The organism is Streptomyces sp. NPDC049887 (genome assembly GCF_040656535.1).
Classification (GTDB): domain Bacteria; phylum Actinomycetota; class Actinomycetes; order Streptomycetales; family Streptomycetaceae; genus Streptomyces.
Genome location: NZ_JBFAMM010000001.1, coordinates 452,067 through 468,658 on the forward strand (window position 1 = coordinate 452,067; position 16,592 = coordinate 468,658).

The 16,592-nt window shown below is 74.2% G+C and carries 12 protein-coding genes and 1 pseudogene; 4 read left to right on the forward strand and 9 right to left on the reverse strand.

The window, feature by feature from the left end; genetic code table 11:
- Positions 1-39: 39 nt before the first annotated feature.
- The 5 genes from AB0J10_RS01925 to AB0J10_RS01945 all read right to left on the reverse strand — a co-directional run bounded on the left by AB0J10_RS01925 (position 40) and on the right by AB0J10_RS01945 (position 7,449).
- Positions 40-1,185, reverse strand: a complete 1,146-nt coding sequence (locus AB0J10_RS01925) for an acyl-CoA dehydrogenase family protein (RefSeq protein WP_363056729.1) — start codon at positions 1,183-1,185, stop codon at positions 40-42.
- Positions 1,182-3,152 carry a biotin carboxylase N-terminal domain-containing protein gene (locus tag AB0J10_RS01930; protein ID WP_363056731.1) on the reverse strand — a complete coding sequence of 657 codons (1,971 nt, stop codon included), beginning with the start codon at positions 3,150-3,152 and terminating at the stop codon, positions 1,182-1,184. The genes AB0J10_RS01925 and AB0J10_RS01930 overlap by 4 nt, the downstream gene beginning before the upstream one ends.
- Positions 3,153-3,158: 6 nt before the next feature.
- Complete coding sequence (locus AB0J10_RS01935; RefSeq protein WP_363056733.1) at positions 3,159-4,760, reverse strand: carboxyl transferase domain-containing protein; 1,602 nt, start codon at positions 4,758-4,760, stop codon at positions 3,159-3,161.
- Between the two features lie 157 nt (positions 4,761-4,917).
- Positions 4,918-6,633 (reverse strand): acyclic terpene utilization AtuA family protein, encoded by a 1,716-nt coding sequence (locus AB0J10_RS01940; protein WP_363056735.1) that lies wholly within the window; start codon positions 6,631-6,633, stop codon positions 4,918-4,920.
- Between the two features lie 3 nt (positions 6,634-6,636).
- Positions 6,637-7,449: a TIGR03084 family metal-binding protein gene (locus AB0J10_RS01945; protein WP_363056737.1), complete on the reverse strand. Its 813-nt coding sequence runs from the start codon at positions 7,447-7,449 to the stop codon at positions 6,637-6,639.
- Between the two features lie 39 nt (positions 7,450-7,488).
- Between AB0J10_RS01945 and AB0J10_RS01950 the strand changes: the two genes are divergently transcribed.
- Complete coding sequence (locus AB0J10_RS01950) at positions 7,489-7,683, forward strand: tyrosine-protein phosphatase (RefSeq protein WP_363056739.1); 195 nt, start codon at positions 7,489-7,491, stop codon at positions 7,681-7,683.
- Positions 7,684-7,988: 305 nt separating this feature from the next.
- On the opposite strand, the gene AB0J10_RS01955 is transcribed toward AB0J10_RS01950, so the two are convergent.
- Complete coding sequence (locus AB0J10_RS01955; protein WP_363056849.1) at positions 7,989-8,864, reverse strand: EamA family transporter; 876 nt, start codon at positions 8,862-8,864, stop codon at positions 7,989-7,991.
- Positions 8,865-9,119: 255 nt separating this feature from the next.
- Between AB0J10_RS01955 and AB0J10_RS01960 the strand changes: the two genes are divergently transcribed.
- A complete protein-coding gene (locus AB0J10_RS01960) occupies positions 9,120-10,004 on the forward strand; it encodes a LysR family transcriptional regulator (protein ID WP_363056741.1) in 885 nt (294 codons plus the stop codon).
- 102 nt (positions 10,005-10,106) lie between these two features.
- Here AB0J10_RS01960 and AB0J10_RS01965 read toward each other — a convergent pair whose 3' ends face one another.
- Positions 10,107-10,544, reverse strand: a complete 438-nt coding sequence (locus AB0J10_RS01965; protein ID WP_363056743.1) for a cytidine deaminase — start codon at positions 10,542-10,544, stop codon at positions 10,107-10,109.
- 370 nt (positions 10,545-10,914) lie between these two features.
- Between AB0J10_RS01965 and AB0J10_RS01970 the strand changes: the two genes are divergently transcribed.
- Complete coding sequence (locus AB0J10_RS01970) at positions 10,915-11,745, forward strand: HAD hydrolase family protein (protein WP_363056745.1); 831 nt, start codon at positions 10,915-10,917, stop codon at positions 11,743-11,745.
- A gap of 82 nt (positions 11,746-11,827) precedes the next feature.
- Here the strand turns inward: AB0J10_RS01970 and AB0J10_RS01975 are convergent.
- Both AB0J10_RS01975 and AB0J10_RS01980 read right to left on the reverse strand, forming a co-directional pair.
- A pseudogene (locus tag AB0J10_RS01975) lies at positions 11,828-11,965 on the reverse strand (HAD family hydrolase); the annotation flags it as partial.
- Positions 11,966-12,130: 165 nt separating this feature from the next.
- Entirely contained in the window at positions 12,131-15,127 is a 2,997-nt protein-coding gene (locus tag AB0J10_RS01980; RefSeq protein WP_363056747.1) for an FAD-binding and (Fe-S)-binding domain-containing protein, read from the reverse strand.
- 121 nt (positions 15,128-15,248) lie between these two features.
- On the opposite strand from AB0J10_RS01980, the gene serC reads away from it, so the two are divergent.
- A complete protein-coding gene (gene serC / locus AB0J10_RS01985; protein ID WP_363056749.1) occupies positions 15,249-16,367 on the forward strand; it encodes a phosphoserine transaminase in 1,119 nt (372 codons plus the stop codon).
- The last annotated feature ends 225 nt before the right edge of the window (positions 16,368-16,592 follow it).

Sequence of the window (16,592 nt, forward strand, 5' to 3'; positions counted from 1 at the left end):
CCCTTCACGGTCGGATCGTGGTCGCCAGAATCGCCCCTGTCAGTACGACTTGGGGAGACCCAGGGACTGGTGGGACACGAAGTTCAGCACCATTTCGCGGCTCACCGGGGCGATCCGGGCGACCCTGGCGGCGGTGACCAGGGACGCGAGACCGTACTCGCGGGTGAGGCCGTTGCCGCCGAGCGTGTGGACGGACTGGTCGACGGCCCTCACGCAGGCCTCTCCGGCCGCGTACTTGGCCATGTTGGCGGCCTCACCCGCGCCCGCGTCGTCGCCCGCGTCGTACAGCGCCGCCGCCTTCTGCATCATCAGCCGGGCGAGTTCCAGCTCGATGTGCGCCTGGGCGAGCGGGTGCGCGACGGCCTGGTGGGCGCCGATGGGCGCCTTCCAGACCTGCCGCTCCTTCGCGTACTCCACGGCCCGGGCCAGCGCGTAGCGCCCCATGCCGATCGCGAACGCGGCCGTCATGATGCGCTCCGGGTTGAGCCCGGCGAACAGCTGGAGCAGCCCGGCGTCCTCCTCGCCCACCAGAGCGTCCCCGGGAAGTTCCACGTCGTCGAGGACCAGCTCGAACTGCTTCTCCTGCGCGTGCAGTTCCATGTCGATCTGCGAGCGGCCGAAACCGGGCGCGTCCCGCGGGACGACGAACAGGCACGGCTTCAGCCTCCCCGTCCGCGCGTCCTCGGTGCGGCCCACGATCAGCGTCGCGTCGGCGATGTCGACACCGGAGATGAACACCTTGCGGCCGGAGAGGACCCAGCCGTCCTTCGTGCGGCGTGCGGTCGTCGTGATCCGGTGCGAGTTGGAACCGGCGTCCGGCTCGGTGATGCCGAACGCCATCGTGCGGGAGCCGTCGGCGAGGCCCGGGAGCCACGCTCGGCGCTGTTCCTCCGTGCCGAACCGGGCGATGACGGTGCCGCAGATGGCGGGGGAGACCACCATCATCAGCAGGGGGCAGCCGGCGGCGCCGAGCTCCTCCAGCACGATGGACAGCTCGGCCATGCCGCCGCCCCCGCCTCCGTACTCCTCCGGGAGGTTGACCCCGAGATAGCCGAGCTTGGCGGCCTCGGCCCACAGCGCCTCGCGGTCGTGGTCGCGGCCGTGCCGCTTCCCGAGGGCCGCGACCGCGGCCCGCAGGGCCGTGCGCTCTTCGCTCTCGATGATCGTGCTCGTGCTCGTGCTCATGATGCGTGCTCCTCCTGTGCTGCGGCTTGTACGACGGCGAGAAGGGCACCGACCTCGACCTGGCGGCCGGGGGCGGCGTGGAGCGCGGTGAGGGTGCCGGAGGCGGGAGCGGTGATGCGGTGCTCCATCTTCATCGCCTCCAGCCAGACGAGCGGCTGGCCGGCGGTGACCGTGGCGCCGGGGGCGAGTCCCTCGGCGATGCGGACGACCGTGCCGGGCATGGGGGCGAGCAGGGAACCGGGCTCGCGCTGGGCGGTCGGGTCGGGGAATCGGGACAGCCGGGTGAGCGTGTGGGCCGAGGTCGGGGTGTCGACGTGGGTCCGGTCGCCCTCGTGGACGGTGATCCGGAACTCGTTGTCCACACCGTCGACTTCCAGCCGCACGACGTCCGGAGCGGCGTGCCGGACCCGTACGCCGGGGAAGCCCTCGGCCTGCACGCCCCGGCGGGTGACGTGGTATCGGACCTCGTGCTCGGTGTCACGGCCCCGGTAGCGCTTCACCTGGGGCTGCGAGGGGAGGTTGCGCCAGCCGCCGAGGACGGCGGTCGTACCGGCCGCGCCGCCGGCGGCCCGGCGGGCGGCGGCGTCCGCGAGGGCCGCGGCGAGCGCGGCGAGTTCCTCGCCGTCCTCCGCCGCGGTCAGCGCGGGCAGATGCCGGTCGAAGAAGCCGGTGTCCATCCGGGCCGCGGTGAACTCGGGGTGCCTCAGGGAGCGCACGAGCAGCCGCCGGTTCGTCACGGGACCGTGGATCGTGGCCTTCGCCAGCTCGCCGGCGAGCCGACGCACGGCCTCCCGCCGGGTGGGCGCCCAGACGACGACCTTGGCGATCATCGCGTCGTAGTGCACCCCGATCCGGTCGCCGTCGCCGTACCCGGCGTCGATCCGCGTCCACGACCGCGGCTCCGCGGCGCCGTCCCCACCGGCCCCCGGCCGGCCGGCCGGGAAGGACAGCGTGTGGAGCCGGCCCGCCTGCGGGGCCCAGGAGCGGGACGGGTCCTCGGCGTACAGCCGGGCCTCCACGGCGTGGCCGCGCGGTGCGGGTGGGGCGGGCGGCAGGGCGCCGCCCTCGGCGACCGCGATCTGCAGGGCCACCAGGTCCACCCCGAACACCGCCTCGGTGACCGGGTGTTCCACCTGGAGCCGGGTGTTCATCTCCAGGAAGTGCGCCCGGTCGCCGACCACGAGGAACTCCACCGTGCCGGCGCCCCGGTAGTCCGTCGCCCGCGCCGCCCGGACGGCCATCTCCTCCAGCCGGGAGACCAGTTCGGGACCCAGTCCCGGCGCAGGTGCCTCCTCGACGACCTTCTGGTGCCGGCGCTGCAGCGAGCAGTCCCGGGTGCCCAGAGCCCACACCGTGCCGTGGGCGTCGGCCAGGATCTGCACCTCGACGTGGCGGCCGCCCTCGACGTACGGCTCGACGAAGACCTCGCCGTCCCCGAAGGCGCTCAGCGCCTCCGCCCGGGCGGCCGCCAGTTCGTCCCGGAGCACGCCCAGCTCCCGGACGACGCGCATACCGCGGCCGCCTCCGCCGGCCGCCGCCTTCACCAGCACGGGCAGATCGTCCTCGGTGACCGCGTCCGCCGCGAGCGGGGCGATCCCCATCAGTTCCTTGGCACGGGTCTTGGACGCCATCGCCTCGACGGCCTCCGGGGGCGGGCCGATCCAGGTCAGTCCCGCGCCGGTGACCTCCCGGGCGAAGTCGGCGTTCTCGGACAGGAATCCGTAGCCGGGGTGGACGGCGTCCGCGCCGGCCGCGAGCGCCGCCTTCACGATCAGGTCGCCGCGCAGATAGGTGTCGGCGGGTGCGGAGCCCGGCAGCCGGACGGCGGTGTCGGCCTCGCGGGTGTGCAGCGCACCCTCGTCGGGGTCGGCGTAGACGGCGACCGTCGCGATACCGAGCTCCCGGCAGGTGCGGAACACCCGGCAGGCGATCTCACCGCGGTTGGCGACGAGCAGGGTCTCGATCATGGGGCCTCACATCCTGAAGACGCCGAAGCCGCCGCGCGCGCCTTCGACCGGGGCCGTGTGGATGGCGGACAGGCAGATGCCGAGCACCGTGCGGGTGTCGCGCGGGTCGATGACACCGTCGTCGTACAGCCGCCCGGAAAGGAACATCGGCAGCGACTCCGTCTCGATCTGCTGCTCGACCATCGCGCGCAGCCCCGCGTCGGCCTCCTCGTCGTACGGCTGCCCCTTCGCGGCGGCCGAGGCGCGGGCGACGATCGAGAGGACTCCGGCGAGCTGCTGCGGTCCCATCACGGCGGACTTGGCACTGGGCCAGGCGAAGAGGAAACGCGGGTCGTACGCCCGGCCGCACATCCCGTAGTGGCCTGCGCCGTACGAGGCGCCCATCAGGACCGACAGATGCGGGACCTTCGAATTGGAGACCGCGTTGATCATCATGGCGCCGTGCTTGATGATGCCGCCCTGCTCGTACTCCTTGCCGACCATGTAGCCGGTGGTGTTGTGCAGGAAGACCAGCGGGATGTCGCGCTGGTTGGCCAGCTGGATGAACTGGGCGGCCTTCTGCGACTCGGCGCTGAACAGCACGCCCTGCGCGTTGGCGAGGATGCCGACGGGGTGGCCGTGGAGCCGGGCCCAGCCGGTGACCAGGCTCGGGCCGTACAGCGGCTTGAACTCGTCGAAGTCGGAGCCGTCGACGATCCGCGCGATGACCTCTCGCGGGTCGAACGGGGTCTTCAGGTCCTCGGGGACGATGCCGAGGAGTTCCTCCTCGTCGTACGCGGGCGGTGCGGCCGGGGCCGCCGGAGCGGGGTGCGCCTTGCGGTGGTTGAGCCGGGCGACGATCCGGCGGGCGTGGCGGACGGCGTCGTACTCGTCCACGGCGTAGTGGTCGGCGAGTCCGGACATCCGGGCGTGCATCTCGGCACCGCCCAGGGACTCGTCGTCGCTCTCCTCGCCCGTGGCCATCCTCACCAGCGGCGGCCCGCCGAGGAAGACCTTGGACCGCTCCTTGATCATGACGGTGTGGTCGGACATGCCGGGGACGTACGCCCCGCCGGCGGTGGAGTTGCCGAAGACCACCGCGATCGTGGGGATTCCGGCGGCGGACAGCCGGGTGAGGTCGCGGAAGAGCGCCCCGCCCGGAATGAAGATCTCCTTCTGGGACGGGAGGTCCGCGCCGCCGGACTCGACGAGGCTGATCACCGGCAGCCGGTTGGCGAACGCGATCTCGTTCGCGCGGAGGATCTTCTTCAGTGTCCAGGGGTTGCTGGCGCCGCCGCGCACGGTCGGGTCGTTGGCGGTGATCAGGCACTCGACGCCCTCGACCGTGCCGATGCCGGTGACGACGGACGCACCGACGGGGTAGTCGCTGCCCCAGGCGGCCAGCGGCGACAGTTCCAGGAACGGGGTGTCGGCGTCGAGGAGCAGCTCGATCCGTTCCCGGGCCAGGAGTTTGCCCCGCTTGCGCTGCCGTGCGGTGTACTTGTCGCCGCCGCCGGCGAGGGCCTTGGCATGCTCGGCCCCGAGCGCGTCGAGTCGGGCGAGCATGGCCTCCCGGTGGGCGGCGTGGTCGGTGGACGCGCTGTCGAGCGCGCTGGCGAGGACGGTCACGGGGTCACCTCCGGTGCGGGCTGCAGTGGGCGGACGGGCGCGCGCCGGGCGGCGGCGCCCGGAGGGAGCGGTCCGGTGGCCCGGCACGGCGCGGCGGTGGCCGGCCCGCTCGGGGACGAGGGGGCGGGACGGCGGGCGCCGCGGAAGGGGGCACGGGTCACAGCAGGCTCTCCGGGACGTCCACGTGCCGGGACCGCAGCCACTCCCCCAGGCCCTTCGCCTGCGGGTCGAAGCGGGCCTGGGCGGCGACGCCCTCACCCAGCAGTCCCTCGACGGTGAAGTTGAGCGCCCGCAGGTTCGGCAGGACATGACGTACGACGGGCAGCTCCGCGGTCTCCGGCAGGAGTTCGCGCAGCCGCTGCACGGTCAGCTCGTGCGCCAGCCAGCGCCACTCGTCGTCGTCACGGACCCACACCCCGATGTTCGCGTCGCCGCCCTTGTCCCCGCTCCGGGCCCCGGCGACCAGGCCGAGAGGGACGCGGCGGGTCCTCGCGCCGGCCGACGGCGGCTCGGGCAGCGGCGGTTCCGGGACCGGTTCCAGGGCGCGGGTGCGGGGGGCCGCCGGAACCGGCAGCCGCCGCCCGTCGTCGAGCACGGCGGTGTGCGCGACCGACCCCGCGTCCACGTACGCCGCCTCGAACACCCCGTAGGGCGCGCCCTTCCCGGGCGGGGCGGTCACATGGAAGCCCGGGTAGCCGCCGAGGGCCGTCTCGACGGCCGCTCCGCTGACGACCCGGCCGACGGCCTCCGCGTCGCGGTCGCGCACGACCAGCCGCAGCAGCGCGCTCGCGGTCTCCTCGGTGGCGGCGTCCGGCCGGTCGGTGCGGGCGAGTTCCCAGCGGACCTCCGCCGGGCGGGACTTCGCCCGGCCGAAGGCGTCCTCGATCTGCTCGCGCACGAGTCGCGCCTTGGCGTCGATGTCGAGCCCGGTCAGCACGAAGACGACCTCGTTGCGCCAGCCGCCGAGACGGTTGAGGCCGGTCTTGAGGTCCGGGGGCGGGGCCTCGCCGCGCACGCCCGAGACGCGGACCCGGTCCGGGCCGTCCTGGCTGAGCCGTACCGAGTCCAGGCGCGCGGTGACGTCGGGGCCCGCGTACCGCGCTCCGCCCGTCTCGTACAGCAGCTGGGCGGTGACCGTCCCGATGTCCACGAAACCGCCGGTGCCGGGGTGCTTGGTGATGACGCTGCTGCCGTCGGCATGGAGTTCGGCGAGGGGGAACCCGGGTCGTCGCAGGTCCCGGCCGGCGTACCGCTCGTCGGCGAAGAAGGCGTAGTTGCCGCCCGTCGCCTGCGTGCCGCACTCCAGGACGTGGCCGGCGACGACGGCGCCGGCGAGGGCGTCGTGGTCCTCGGGCCCCCAGCCGAAGTGCCACTGCGCGGGCCCGGTGACGAGCGCGGCGTCGGTGACCCGGCCGGTGACGACGACGTCCGCGCCCTCCGCCAGACAGGCGGCGATCCCGCCCCCGCCGAGGTAGGCGTTCGCGGCCAGCGCTCCGGGGAAGCGCCCGGTGAGGTCGTCGCCCTCGACATGCGCGACGCGCACGGGGACCCCGACCCGGGCCGCGAGTTCGCGCACGGCGTCGGCGAGACCGGACGGGTTCAGCCCGCCCGCGTTGGCGACGATCCGCACACCGCGCTCGTGCGCCAGACCCAGGCCCTCCTCCAGCTGGCGCAGGAAGGTCCTGGCGTACCCGAGGCGCGGGTCCTTCATCCGGTCCCTGCCGAGGATGAGCATCGTCAGTTCGGCCAGGTAGTCCCCGGTGAGGACGTCCAGTTCACCGCCGGTGAGCATCTCGTGCACGGCGTCGAAGCGGTCGCCGTAGAACCCGGACGCGTTCCCGATCCGCAGCGGGGCGGGCTCCGTGGGCGGCATCGGTCAGGCCCTCTTGGGGGAGCGGCCGGTGCCCGCCGGGCCGGCGAACGCCTGGGCGATGTCCAGCCAGCGGTCGGCCTCGGCGCCCTCGGCGCGGACGGCGAGGTCGTCGCGGTGCGCGCGCTGGGTCACCAGCAGGCAGAAGTCCAGCGCGGGGCCGGTGACCCTGCCCCGGCCCTGGGCATCGGGGGCTCCGGCGGCCTCCTCGGGCCCCCAGGTCCACTGTTCCCCGCCCGGCCCGGTCAGCTCGACCCGGAACTCCTCCTTCGGTGCCTCGAGCCCTCGCACGAGGTAGGCGTAGTCACGGGCCCGTACTCCGATGTGCGCGACGTGCCGCAGCCGGGCGGTCGGCTCCCGCACGACACCGAGGGCGTCGGCGACGTCCTGGCCGTGCGCCCAGGTCTCCATCAGCCGGGCGGTGGCCATCGACCTGGCGCTCATCGGCGGTCCGTACCAGGGGAACCGGGCGCCCGGGGGCGCGTCGCACAGGGCCTGCCGGAGCCGGTCGCGGCCGGTGCGCCAGTGGGCGAGCAGTTCGGCGGGCGGCCTGCGGACCCCGGCCTCGGCGGCCCGGTCGACGAAGGTGCCGGGCTCGGCGAGAGCCTTCTCGACCTCCTGGGCGAACGCACCGGGGCTGGTGGCGGCGAGCAGGGCGACCTCGTCGGTCCAGGCGAGGTGGGCGATCTGGTGGGCGACGGTCCAGCCGGCCGCGGGGGTCGGCGTCCCCCATTCCTCGTCGCTCAACCCGGCCACGAGCCGGTCGAGTTCGTCGCTCTCTGCGCGCAGGTCGTCGATGACGGCCGCGGGGTCGGACACGGGGCGCTCCCTCCGGGACACGGCGTGGTGCCCCGGAGCATGACAGCGCCCGCAGAAACAATCAAGCATGCTTGCTTTAACTTCTTCCACTGCGCGTCCGGCAAGGACCGCACGGGCCTGCCGGCCGCTCTCGTGCCGGTGCTGGTGGGCGTCTCCGAGGCGGACGCCGTCGAGGACTTCGCTCTCACCGAACTGGCCACCGGGCGCCTGCCGGCGGACTGGCCGGCGGACTGACCGGCGGCGCACGGGCGGGGGCAGGGAGCCGGCGTGGCCCGGCTACGGACGCGCACCGGCGGAGGTCATGACGCTGTTCCTCGCGGCACTGAGCGCCGGCACGGGGCGGTACGGGGCTACGCGGCGAACGCGCTGGGCGTGGACGCGGCCCTGACGGAGGCACTGCGGCAGCGGCTGCTCACACCGGCGGCCGGGATGCCGGCGCCCGCGTCCAGGAACGAGGCCCGGGCTGCGACGCAGCACCCGCCCCTCCGGCCGCTGCCGGAGCGGACGGGTGCCTCCGCGCCCCGCCCGCGGAACGGCCTTCACGCCGTACGGCCGCCCGCCCTCACCTGAGTGCGCACCGCGCCCATGCTCGCCGCGACGACCAGCGCGATCGCCAGGGCGTCGGCCGCGGACAGGGCCTGGTGCAGCACGAGGAACCCGGCGGTCGCGGCGATCGCCGGCTCGAGGCTCATCAGCACGGCGAAGGTCGGGGCGGGCAGTCGGCGCAGGGCGAGGAGTTCGAGCGTGTAGGGCAGCACGGACGACATCAGCGCGACCAGGAGCCCCAGCCCGAGCGTGGACGGGACGAGCAGTCTGCCGCCCGCCTCCGCGACGCCGAACGGCAGACTGAGGACGGCGCCGACCGCCATCGCGAGGGCGAGCCCGTCGGCCTGCGGGAACCGGCGTCCGGTGCGGGCACTGAAGACGATGTACGCCGCCCACATCGCACCCGCACCGAGGGCGAAGGCCGCGCCGACCGGATCGAGCCGGTCGAAGCCGCCGCCGCCGAGGAGGACGACGCCGCCGAGGGCGAGGCCCGCCCAGAGGAGGTTGATCAGCCGCCGCGAGACGATCACAGAGAGCGCCAGCGGGCCGAGGACCTCCAGGGTCACGGCCGCGCCGAGCGGAATGCGGTCGGCGGCCTGGTAGAAGAGCATGTTCATCCCCGCCATGGCCGCGCCGAAGGCCACCACCGTGCCCCAGTCGGTGCGGGAGTGGCCGCGGAACCGGGGGCGGCAGACCAGCAGGAGCACGACGGCGGCGAGGACGAGCCGGAGCGTGACGACGCCGAGCGCCCCCGCGCGGGGCATCAGCAGCACGGCGACGGCGGCGCCGAACTGCACGGAGAGCCCGCCCGCGACGACGAGGGCGACCGGCCCGAGCGAACCGCGGCCGCGCCGGGCGGCGCGCCCCAGTTCGCCGGCGGCCTCAGGAAGGGCGACGGCGGCGGCTGCCGCCCGCTCCGCACCAGCGCCCTCGGGGCCATTGGTAGTTGCGGTCGCGCCTGCGCCACGGAGCCTGCTCACCGTTCCACCCTCGTCCATCCGACTGAACCTGTAGTTCAAAATACTGCACTGGAGTTGTTCGGTCCACTTGGTTTCCCCCGTCACGCTACGGAAGCCCGCGCCGTCCGTGAAATGCCGACTGGGCTGCGGTTATGCTCCGCACGCATGAGCATCGAGCTGCGTCATCTCCGCTGTTTCCTCGCCATCGCGGAGGAAGGGAGCCTGACCAGGGCCGCCACGGCGCTGCATCTCACCCAGCCGGCCGTCTCGCGCACGCTCGCCGCACTGGAGCGCAGGCTCGGCGTGCGACTCGTCGACCGCTCCACGCACCATCTGGACCTCACCGCCGAGGGCCGGGCCTTCCGTGACAAGGCAGCCGCGGCGGTGGCCGCCTTCGACGAGGCGCTCGACCCCGCACTGCTGCACCGCCGGCCCCTGCGCCTCGGGCACGCCTGGTCCGCCTTCGGCGCGTTCACCACCCCCCTGCTGCGGCGCTGGCAGCGGGAACACCCGGAGACCCCGCTGGAACTCCTCCGCATCGACGACCGCACGGCGGGACTGGCACGCGGCGAGGTGGACGCCGCCGTGCTGCGCGGCCCGGTCGGCACGCCCGGCCTGGTGACGGCGCTGCTGTTCACCGAACCCCGGGTCGCCGCGGTCACCTCCGACGGACCGCTCGCCCGTCACACCTCACTCACGCTCGCCGATCTCGCCTCCGTCCCGGTCGTCCTCAACACCGTCTCGGGGCTGACGACGCTCGACCTCTGGCCGGCCGGGACCAGGCCGGCGACGACACTGACCGTCGGCAACACCGACGACTGGCTGACCGCGATCGCAGCGGGCCGCGGGGCGGGCGCCTCCGCGGCGTCGACGGCGGAGATGCACCCCCACCCGGGCGTCACCTACCGCCCCCTCACCGACACCCCTCCGGTCCCGGTCCTCCTCGCCTGGCGTGCCGCCGCGCCCCACCCGGCGCTCGGTGCGCTGGTGGCGCTGGCGCGCGAACTCGGCGCGGAGGGGCTGAGAGAACACCACCGGGCAGGCCCGTAGCGTGGCTCCCACCCTACGAGCGCATGCTGCACCGCAACGCTCGTGGCGCGGCCGCGCCACGAGGCACCGCCCGGGTCCAGCCCGCCGTCCGTGCGCGCCCTCTCAGCCCTCGCCCGGTGGCCCGGCTCCCTCGGCTCCGGGTTGGTGGTCGGCCCAGACGTAGCTCGCGGGCAGCAGGTCGCCGATGCGGACCGCGCGGAGGCGGTCGCCCTCGCCGACGACGACCTCGATGCCGGGGAAGTAGTCGAGCAGCACCTGACGGCAGCGACCGCACGGCGGAACGACCCCCCGGTCGCGGTCCCCCACCGCGACGATCGTGTCCAGCTCGTAGGCACCCTGAGCGGCAGCCGTACCGATGAGAACGAGTTCGGCGCAGGGGCCTCCCGTGAAGTGGTAGGCGTTCACCGCGGTGACGATCCGTCCGTCCCGGGTGCGGGCCGCGGCCGCCATGGTGTGGTTGTCGCCCAGGCAGCGCGTCCGCGCCACGTGTGCCGCCGCCTGGACGAGTTCACGGTCGACGGCTTGGGGCTGCGTGGTCATCTTCTCCGCCTTCGCCGGGTGTCACGCGACGTTGGCCCGATCGGTGAGCACGCGCAAGCGAATTTCGGGCGGTCGGTGCGCCACCCCGGTAACCCGCCGGAGACGGGCGAACGGAACACCGGCCTCCGGGCACGGACCCGACGCGACCCCAGGGTCGGCCCCTGGCACCGCGTCAGGCAGGTTTTGCCCCGTCGCGACGCCCGGCACGGCGACTCGCGGCGTTGCCGAATCAACCGAGCAGACCCACCACGAGGTCGATCCGGCGCCTTGCGATCCTTCCCCTCGGCCCGGCGGGCCTGGGGAGACCCCAGGCACCGGACGCCGCTCCTCGACGGGCAAACCCTGCCTGACGCGGCACTAGCATGGGCCGATGCGGCACCCTCGCTCCCGCCCCCGGCTGATCGCGACCGACCTGGACGGCACGCTCCTGCGCCGTGACGGCACCGTGTCGGAGCGCACGCTGAGGGCCCTGCGCGCGGCTGTCCAGGCAGGCACGGAACTGGTCTTCGTCACCGCCCGGCCGCCGCGCTACGTGGAGGCGCTGGCCGCGGCGACGGGGCTCGTCGGCACGGCGGTGTGCAGCAACGGCGCTCAGGTGTACGACGTGCGCGCGCGTACGGTCGTCCGCTCGCTGGCGCTCGTGCCGGCCACGGCCCGCAAGGTGGCGACGGCCCTGGCCGAAGCGGCACCGGGACTGGGGTTCGCCGTGGAGACCGGCCTGAGGGTGCTGTACGAGCCGGCGTACCTGCTGCGTTTCGGCGGCGGGCTCGGCGCGGAGTCCCCCGTGGCGTCCCTGGGCGACCTCTGGCTGCTGGACGTCCCCATCGTCAAACTGCTCGCCCACTCGAACCGCTTCGACGCGGACGCGCTCGTGGCGCTGGCGGAGGAAGCGGCGGGCGGGCAGGCGCAGTTCACCCACTCGGGCGGGCGCGGCCTGCTGGAGATCAGCGCACGGGGCGTCACCAAGGCCGCGACGCTGTCCGCTCTCTGCGCGGAACGGGGCATCGCCGCGGAGGAGGTGGTGGCGTTCGGAGACATGCCCAACGATCTGACGATCCTCAGCTGGGCGGGCGGGGGTTACGCGATGGGCAACGCGCACCCGGTCGTGCTCGCCGCCGTTCCCCGGCGGACCACGTCCAACGAGGAGGACGGCGTGGCCCGGGTCCTGGAGCGGCTGTTCGACGAAACCCGCCCCGGGTGACACACGCCCGACATCGCCTGCCCCGGCCCGCCCTCGCGGATCGCCGCGCCCGGCCCGCCGTTCGGTCCCCGGTCGCCCCGGGCAGCATGGGCAGCTCCCGCATGTCGTCGAACACCACCGTGCCGGACCCCTCCAGCCGCGCCGCAGGGATCGGAGCGCCGCAGTGGCCGAAGGCTCGCATGCCCGCCGCGCGGGCGGCCCGGACTCAGTGCGCGCTGTCCAGATCAACGGGGGGATGAGTCATGCACGGCAGCCCAGGGCCGTGGACGGCGACCGTGGGCCCGCACGGCCTCTCCGCCTCGGTCGCGGGGGGACTCACCGGTCTCGAGGGTGTACAGCGATAAGTACGGCGGCCGGGACACGCCCGGCATCCGCGCGGACGCCTTCACGCTCCGCCGGCGGGCCCCGTGCCGCCGCCGTCCCTCCCCTCCCGGGCCTCCCCCACCGCGCCCTCCGCCGGCCCCTTCCCCGAAGCCTTCACCGGCCCTGCCGCCAGGTCCTCCGCGAGTGCCTCCGCCAGCACCTCCGCCAGGTGCCGCCCCCGCCGGCCCGCGAGCTGGTCCAGTTGGGTGCGGCAGGAGAAGCCGTCGGCCAGGAGGACGGTCTCGGCGGTCGCGGAGCGCACCGAGGGCAGCAGTCGGTCCTCGGCACAGGCCACCGACACCTCGTAGTGGCCGCGCTCGAAGCCGAAGTTGCCCGCGAGCCCGCAGCAGCCGCCGCTCAGTTCGCCGGTGAGACCGGCTCGTTCGCGCAGCCGGCGCTCGGCGGTGTCGCCGAGGACCGCGTGCTGGTGGCAGTGGGTCTGGCCGGCGACCGGGCGGCCCAGACGGGGCGGGCACCAGTCCGGGGCGTACTCCTCCAGGGCGGCGGCGAAGGTGCGTACGGAGTCCGCCAGCCGGCGTGCCCGCGGATCGTCGGCCAGGAGTTCCGGAAGGTCCGTGCGCAGAGTCGCCGCGCAGCTCGGTTCGAGGACGACCACGGGATCGCCCCGGTCCAGGACGGGCTCCATCACGTCCAGGGTGCGGCGCATCACGGCCCGGGCGCGGTCCGGTTGGCCGGTGGAGACGTAGGTGAGGCCGCAGCAGACCCGGCCCGGGGGCAGACGGACGCCCAGGCCGGCCGCCTCCAGGACCCGGACGGCGGCGCGGCCGACCGACGGGGAGAGGTGCTCGGTGAAGGTGTCGGGCCACAGCACGAGCGGTGAGCCCGGCGTTCCGTCGCGCCGCCACCAGGAGGTGAAGGTCCGCGTCGCGAGCCGCGGGATCTCCCGTTCGGGGGCGATGCCGCCGAGGCGTTTCGCGAGCGACGCGAGGGGCCGTACCCGCGAGGCCGCGTTCAGCAGCCCGGCGAACGGCGCGGCCGCCCGCAGCCAGCGCGGCAGCCACCCCATCGTGTAGTGCGCCGCGGGCCGCAGCCGCCCCGCGTAACGGTGGTGCAGGAACTCCGCCTTGTACGTGGCCATGTCGACGCCGACCGGGCAGTCGCTGCGGCAGCCCTTGCAGGACAGGCACAGATCGAGCGCCTCGTGCACCTCCCGCGAGCGCCAGCCGCCGGTGACCACCTCGCCCGCGAGCATCTCGTGCAGCAACCGGGCGCGGCCGCGGGTGGAGTGCCGCTCCTCGCCGGTCGCACGGTACGAAGGGCACATCACCTCCGGCCCCGACGACGGCCCTTCCACCCGGCACTTGGCCACCCCGACGCACCGCCGCACGGCGGCCGTGAAGTCCCCGCCGTCGTGCGGGTACCCGAAGGCCACGTCCACCGGCCGCTTCGGCAGGACCGCGAAGCGCAGGTTCTCGTCGAGGCGCGCGGGCCGGGCCAGTACGCCGGGGTTGAGCCCGCCGGCGGGGTCCCACAGGTCCTTGAACCGGGCGAACAGCGCCACCAGTTCGTCCCCGTACATCCTCGGCAGCAGTTCCGCTCGGGCCAGTCCGTCGCCGTGCTCGCCCGACAGCGAACCGCCGTGCGCCACGACCAGTGCGGCCACGTCCTCCGAGAACACGCGGAAGCGCCGCACCCCCTCCCCGCTCAGCAGGTCGAAGTCGATTCGGACGTGGATGCAGCCGTCGCCGAAGTGACCGTACGGCGTCCCGCGCAGCCCGTGTTCGGCGAGCAGCGCCCGGAAGTCCCGCAGATAGGCGCCCAGCCGCGCCGGGGGCACCGCGCAGTCCTCCCAGCCGGGCCAGGCCTCTCCCCCGGAGCCTTCGGCTCGGGCGGGGGCACCGTCGGCGTTGCCAGGGGGAGCTCCCGAACCGGCCGGGATCCGGGTCGCGGCGCCGGAGGCGTCCTCCCGGACCCGCCACAGCGCGCGCTGCCCCGCGGGGTCGGTGACGACGGTCGCGTCCAGCGTGTCAGCGCCGCGCACGATCTCCTCCGCGCGGGCCCGTGCCTCGGCGGCCGTCGCCCCGCCCGTCTCGACGAACAGCCACGCGCCGCCCCTCGGCAGCCCCTCGCCCACGGCGTCCGGGACGAGGTCGTCCGCCATGCCCTCGACCGTGAGCGGCCGGTAGGGCAGCAGTCCTGCGGCCGCCTCCGCGGCGGCGCTCTCGTCCGGGTACCCGAGCAGGGCGAGCGCTCGTGCGGGCGGCGACTCCACCAGTCGTACGGTCGCCTCCGTCAGCACCGCGAGAGTGCCCTCGCTCCCGCAGAAGGCGCGGGCGAGATCGGTGCCGTTCTCGGGCAGCAGGGCGTCCAGCGCGTATCCGGAGATCCGGCGCGGCAGCCCGCCGGGGAATCCCGTGCGCAGCAGCGCCAGCTGACCCGCCACCAGTTCCCGCAGCCCTTCCGGGGCGGCGGCCGCGCCCGGCGTGCTCCCGGGCGGCCCCCAGCCCTTGCCCAGCCGCAGCGCCTCGCCCCCGTACGTCACCACGGACAGCTCGTGGACGTTGTCCGCGGTCGTCCCCCACGCCACCGAGTGCGAGCCGCACGAGTTGTTGCCGATCATCCCGCCGAGTGTGCAGCGGCTGTGCGTGGAGGGGTCGGGCCCGAAGGTCAGCCCGTGCCGGCCCGCCTCGTCCCGCAGCCGGTCCAGCACCGCGCCCGGCTGGACCACGGCGGTGCGGGCGGCCGGGTCGACGGAGACCACGGAGCGCATGTGGCGGGTGAAGTCCAGCACGACGCCGGCTCCCGTCGCCTGACCCGCGATCGACGTCCCCGCTCCCCGGGGAACCACCGGCACGCCGTGGCCGCGGCAGACGGCGAGCGCGGCCGCGACGTCCGCGGCGTCGAGCGGCGCGACCACGCCCTCCGGCACCCGGCGGTAGTTGGACGCGTCCATCGTCGTCAGCGCCCGCGCCCCGGGCGAGAAGTCCACCTCGCCGCGGAGCTCCTTCCGCAGTGCCCGTTCCAGCTCCCTGCGATCAGCCACCGTGCGATCAGCCATGGGCCCAGCGTGCCCCACGCTCGATCGGGTGATGCCCATACCCGTCCCGACCAGTGATCGCTTGTCTCATTCGCCGGACATCGAGCCCGGTGACCTGGCGGAACCGACTAGGCTCCGGCTCGTGGCCGATATCCAGATTCCCGCTGACATCAAGCCCGGCGACGGTCGTTTCGGCGCCGGACCTTCCAAGGTGCGTACGGAGGCGCTCGACGCCCTGGCCGCCACCGGTACGTCCCTGCTCGGCACCTCCCACCGCCAGGCCCCGGTCAAGAACCTGGTCGGCTCGGTGCGCGAGGGCATCCGCGAGCTGTTCTCCCTGCCCGAGGGCTACGAGGTGATCCTCGGCAACGGCGGCTCCACCGCGTTCTGGGACGTCGCGACCCACGGGCTCATCGAGAACAAGTCCCAGCACCTGTCCTTCGGCGAGTTCTCGTCGAAGTTCGCCAAGGCGGCGAAGCTGGCACCGTGGCTGGCCGAGCCGACCGTGGTCTCCTCCGACCCCGGCACGCATCCGCAGCCGCGGGCCGAGGCGGGCGTCGACGTGTACGCCTTCACCCACAACGAGACCTCCACCGGTGTGGCAGCCCCGATCAAGCGCGTCGACGGCGCCGACGAGGGCGCGCTCGTCCTGGTGGACGCCACATCGGGCGCCGGCGGCCTGCCGGTCGACATCGCCGAGACCGACGTCTACTACTTCGCGCCGCAGAAGTCGTTCGGGTCGGACGGCGGGCTGTGGATCGCGGTGTTCTCACCCGCCGCGCTGGAGCGCGCCGCCCGTGTCCACGGCTCGGGCCGGCACGTGCCGGAGTTCTTCAGCCTGCCGACGGCGATCGACAACTCGCTGAAGAACCAGACGTACAACACCCCTGCGCTGGCGACGCTCTTCCTGCTGGACGAGCAGCTGAAGTGGTTCAACGGCCAGGGCGGGCTGGACTGGGCGGTCGGGCGGACCGCGACGTCCGCGCGCAACCTGTACGGCTGGGCCGAGGAGTCGAAGTACGCCACACCGTTCGTCGCGGACCCGGCGCAGCGCTCGCAGGTCATCGGCACGATCGACTTCTCGGACGACATCGACGCCGCGGCGGTCGCGAAGGTGCTGCGGGCCAACGGGATCGTGGACACCGAGCCGTACCGCAAGCTGGGGCGCAACCAGCTGCGGATCGCGATGTTCCCGGCGATCGACCCGGCCGACGTGCAGGCGCTGACGGCCTGTGTGGACCACGTGATCGAGAAGCTGTGAACCGGACGCCGTGAGCGCCGGCTCCGGCCGGTCGGCTCACGGCGGTGGTGCGGCGCGCCGCACCGCGGTCAGAGGGGCAGAGGAGGGCTCGGCGGCCATGGCGTCCGCCGGGCCCTTCGTCGTGCTCGGACGGATGCCGCCGCCCCGTCGCACGTACGTACGGTGCGGAACTTGTGAGAGCGATGTGCAGCAGCCGTGGAGGTACGGCTGATAACCGCCCTACCC